Genomic DNA, 4377 nt, shown 5'->3' with positions numbered 1-4377 from the left:
CCCACAATCTTGTCTTCGTCCACACCGCGGGACTTAAGCTCGTTTTTGTACCACTGCTCACAGGCCTTGGTTTCGGCCTTGGCGTTGGCACGGCGGCTCTCGATACCTGTCTTGACCGAAGCAATCTGGGCATCCAGCGCACCCACCACTTCCTGCCAGTAGGCATTCTTTTCCATCCGCGCTTCGAGGGACTCTTCCTTGGTCTCCTCCAGCCAGTCCTGATGGTCGCGGCCAAGCTGCTTAAGCTGATGTTCAATGGTCACCAAACGCTTACCGGCCAGTTGCTTACGCTCGGCCAGTGCCTTGTTGACCCTGTCCTGCTCGGCGCGCTTTTCATCGAATAAACGGCGCAGGTCTTCACGGGCATTTTTAAAGGCGGTGCGGGCAAAGGTGAGTTCGCGGGAGAGCTTTTCCAGCTCGCCGTTGATTGTCACCAGCTGCTCTTCGGCGGCTTCCTGCACTTCGCGGGCACTGCCCAGAGCTTCTTCGGCCTTGGCAAGACGGCTTCTGAGTTCCTGCTCACTCTGGGCATATTCGGGAATATCCAGCGCCTTTAAGTCCAGCCCTATGCCGAACAGGCTGTTACCGTCAGCGCCGCTGCTCGCGTTAAAGGGATGCAGATCGGTGCGGTGCAACAGCTCGGGAGCAATCACCTTACCCAGGTGCTCTTCCCAGCCGGGGGCTTCTTTACGCAGAAACTCCAGCAGGGTGTGCGACTGAGGAAACAGCATGGTCTTGAGCTCATCCAGCGCATTCTGGCGCTCGCTGACACGGATGCTGGCCAGACGCAGGGCTTCGCTGGCCTGATCGCGGCGGGAACGCAGACGACGCTCTTCCAGCGCCAGACGCTCCACGTTGGCGTTGCTGGCTTCCTGCTCTTCGTCGGCACGTTCAATGCGCTCATCGAACACCGCCAGATTGAGCTTTTCCTCTTCGGTGTAGGTCACCGCATCCTGGCGCAGCTTTTCTTCAGAAGCGGCGAGCTTCAGCTCATATTCTTCTTCACGGAAACGGTTCTTGCCTGCTTCCAGCTGATCGCGCCAGAACTGCTCAAGTTTCTCAAGATCGCTGCGGGCAGCTGCGGCCTGACGCTCACGGGCATCGCGCTGCTTATCCAGATCCTGATCCAGCACTTCCAGGTCGCGGTTTAACTGCTCAACAATCTTGGAGCGGCGGGCGTTATAGGCAGCCTCTACGTCCTGGTGTTTGTCGGTGAGCAGCTTATGGCGCTCGCTTAAGTTTTCAAGGTCGGTGCGCCACAGCGGCAGCTGCTCGAGATCGCCCTTTGCGGTTTCGATATCGGCATCGAGGAAGGCGCCGTGCTGATCTTCAATCACCTCAAGTTCGTGCTCGAACTTGCTGACGTCACCACGGGCGGCGGAGATTTCCTGGTTCAGCTCGTCGCGCTTTTCCTTCCACTCGTCATCGAGCTGGCGCAGGCGGAAGTTGTATTCCTTGGAGGCGGTCTGACAGCGATCCAGCCGCTCGGCCTCCAGCACTTCGTCATCCTTATAGCCCTTGTGCAGCCCGGCCAGACGCAGCTCGGCAGACAGCAGTTGATTGAACTCCTGCTCCAGCTTGTCGAACTCGGGGCGAATTTCTTCAAATCCGGCAATAAGTTGGCACTCGCGGATCCAGTTTTCCACCTGCTGCGGATTGATGCGCGAGGTCGGCGGATTTACACCGTCTTCTTCCAGAATGGCGGCAATCATGGACTTTACCGTTTCCATCTTGCCTTCTTTAGAGTGCACCGCTTTGGCGAGTTTTTCGATGTGTCTTAAGGTGTGCTCGGCGTCGCACAGGGCAAACTGGCGGGCATAGCTTCTAAGCTCAGCCCTGTTGGTGCCGCTCGACAACAGAGTGCGATCGTTTTGAATAATGGCACGGTATTCGCGGGTATTGAGCAGATTGGTGTGGGCAATGCCGGCACGTTTCATTTCACGGCCAAGCTCGGCGGCGGTGTGACACACCAGGGCATCGCCGTTACGGGCCTTCACATAGTCGTCCAACTCGAAGCCCTTGGCGATAAAGCGGTAACTGATACCCTTACCATCGCCGTTGGAGCTTAATACCGCCTGATACAAGAGGCCGTCGCCGCGGCGATATTCGTAAATGATATAGCTGCTGTCGTGGGGCAGGTACCAGCGCTCAAAACTGTCACGGGTGGAGGGCACCACCCGGCTTGGGTATTCGCCATAAAACACCGGCACCAGTCGCTGCAGTGTGGTCTTGCCCGAGGCATTGGTACCACAGATATTGGTATGGCCGTCGAGGGCCAGCTCGACCACCCCGGGCAGGTGGGTGTCGATAAGCACGATTCGTTGCAAGCTAGACATCTTTATCCTTAAAGCAAAGCGGCCGCAATCTGGCGGCAAGAGGTCGGGATCACGACCAAGGCCCATGGATGGAATACACGCGTTTAGAGGTAAACACCTGAGCGGATCGAACACACACGGGAAAGGATTATTAAGGTAAAGGAAAGCCCCGTGGATGGCAATCACACGGGGCCTTGAAGCGGCGTCATATCAGGCTTTGTGAGCTGTTTGGCGGGAATTTAAGCCAAGCTGTGCGTTACAGGGTGGCGCGGCGCTCTTCGTAGAACTGTGCCATGCCATCAAGGGCGGCTTCATCCAGCTGGCGCAGGCCACTCATCACCAAAGTCTTAACGCCGGTGCCAACCTGCTTGCCATCGCTGATAAGGGCAAATTCCAGGGTCACGTCACCGCGCTTGCCATCCACGCTGAGGCGGGCATCACTGAGCTCGAGCGCTACCGGTTCGAAATCCAGGGTGTTGAGATCAAATGCCATGCTCTCGTAGATCACCAGTGGGCGGTCGGGGTTAATCATTACCCCGTGCTCACGCATCATGGGCACCAGCACATGGATAAAGTTAAGCCCGGAGAAAGACACATAGCTGCGCACGAAAGACTCGATTTGGGTCTCGCATCGGCTCACCTCGCCCTGGCGGCTGACACTGAGATAGGTCTTGTCGCGACTGTCGCAGATAGGGAAACTGTCGCCCACTTCAGCCAGGAAGTTCAGGCACACGCCCTCGCCCACCATGCCTTCAAATTTGAATTGCATCTTCTGGCTCAGGCCATAGTGGCTCAGCACCAGTGCAAACAAAAGGTCGCCGGGCACGCAAAAGCGCTTGGCACTTTCGTCGTGAATAGGGTTGAAATCTTCTGCGACCCGCTTGGCAAACTCGCTGGCCTGAAAAGGAGAAATCGTTACTGTTTCATCAGTTTGAGTGAAAAAAGGATCGAGAAACATAGGCTTTGATACACCTGAAATCTTGTTGTGTCGTTTTTTTAGGCCAAGCAGTCTACCTCAATTATGACAATTAACTCACCCGATGACTTAGGCCACAGCGCTGCACCAGAACAGCCGGGATATAAAACCTGTTACGGCAAATGTTTACCTTTTTGATACAAAGGTAAAGAAATCAGAAATTAAGCTAGTCTTAAGCACGTTTCCCTAACCTTTGACAGCAAATGATAACTATTATCATTAACTGCAAAAGGAGAAACCATGACCACCATCACCAAGCCAGCTTTCATGCTGAGCCTGATTTCAAGCGCCCTGCTGGCCAGCTTTGCCGCCAATGCCGATATAGAGCAAATCCGCATTTTCGGTAAAAAGAACCCCATCAACACAGTACCGGGCAGTGCCCATCAGCTCAGCCAGGAAGAGCTGGATACCTTCAAGTATTCCGACATTATGCGCACCCTGGCCTCAGTGCCCGGGGTCTATATTCAGGAAGAAGAAGGCTATGGTCTGCGCCCCAATCTTGGCATGCGCGGCACGGGTCAGAACCGCTCAGAAAAGATAACCGTGATGGAAGATGGCGTACTGGCAGCGCCGGCACCTTATGCTTCACCGGCGGCCTATTACTTCCCAACCTCAGGTAGGATGCAGCAAATTGAAGTACTCAAAGGCTCTTCTACCGTGAAATACGGCCCGCGCACCACCGGCGGTGTGGTGAACCTGGTTTCCCGCCAAATTCCTGATACCGAACTGGCAGGCGCACTCGACGTCGCCCTGGGTCAGGATGGCTATGGCAAGCTGCACGCTCACGCCGGAGGTCAGGGCGAACGTATTGGTGCTGTGACCGAAGTGTATCGCTATCAGGCCGATGGTTTCCGTAATATCAATGGCGTTGGCGGTGATACCGGCTTTGTGAAAAATGATCTGCTGGCAAAAATCGCCATCGACAGCGCCAAAGATGCCAAGTATGCCCAGCGTCTGGAACTCAAACTCAAGTATGCCGATGAAGTCTCTGACGAGACCTACATGGGTCTGACCGATGCCGACTACGCCGCCAATCCTTTCAGCCGCTATTCAGCGTCACAAAAGGACGTGATGACCACAGAGCAT

3 protein-coding genes are annotated in these 4377 nt (G+C 55.4%); 1 reads left to right on the top strand and 2 read right to left on the bottom strand.

The window, feature by feature from the left end; all coding sequences use genetic code 11:
- A partial coding sequence (locus tag ABYK60_RS18185) for an ATP-binding protein (RefSeq protein WP_372873409.1) occupies positions 1-2336 on the bottom strand: 2336 nt, incomplete at its 3' end.
- Between the two features lie 235 nt (positions 2337-2571).
- Positions 2572-3273, bottom strand: a complete 702-nt coding sequence (locus ABYK60_RS18180) for a DUF3581 domain-containing protein (protein WP_372873408.1) — start codon at positions 3271-3273, stop codon at positions 2572-2574.
- 258 nt (positions 3274-3531) lie between these two features.
- Here ABYK60_RS18180 and ABYK60_RS18175 point away from each other — a divergent pair.
- On the top strand, positions 3532-4377 hold an 846-nt coding region (locus tag ABYK60_RS18175; RefSeq protein WP_372873407.1), incomplete at its 3' end, for a TonB-dependent receptor plug domain-containing protein.

The sequence above is a fragment of the Shewanella sp. genome, from assembly GCF_041630135.1.
Classification (GTDB): domain Bacteria; phylum Pseudomonadota; class Gammaproteobacteria; order Enterobacterales; family Shewanellaceae; genus Shewanella.
The sequence above is the reverse complement of the archived record's forward strand: the minus strand, read 5'-3'. Positions and strand labels throughout refer to the sequence as shown.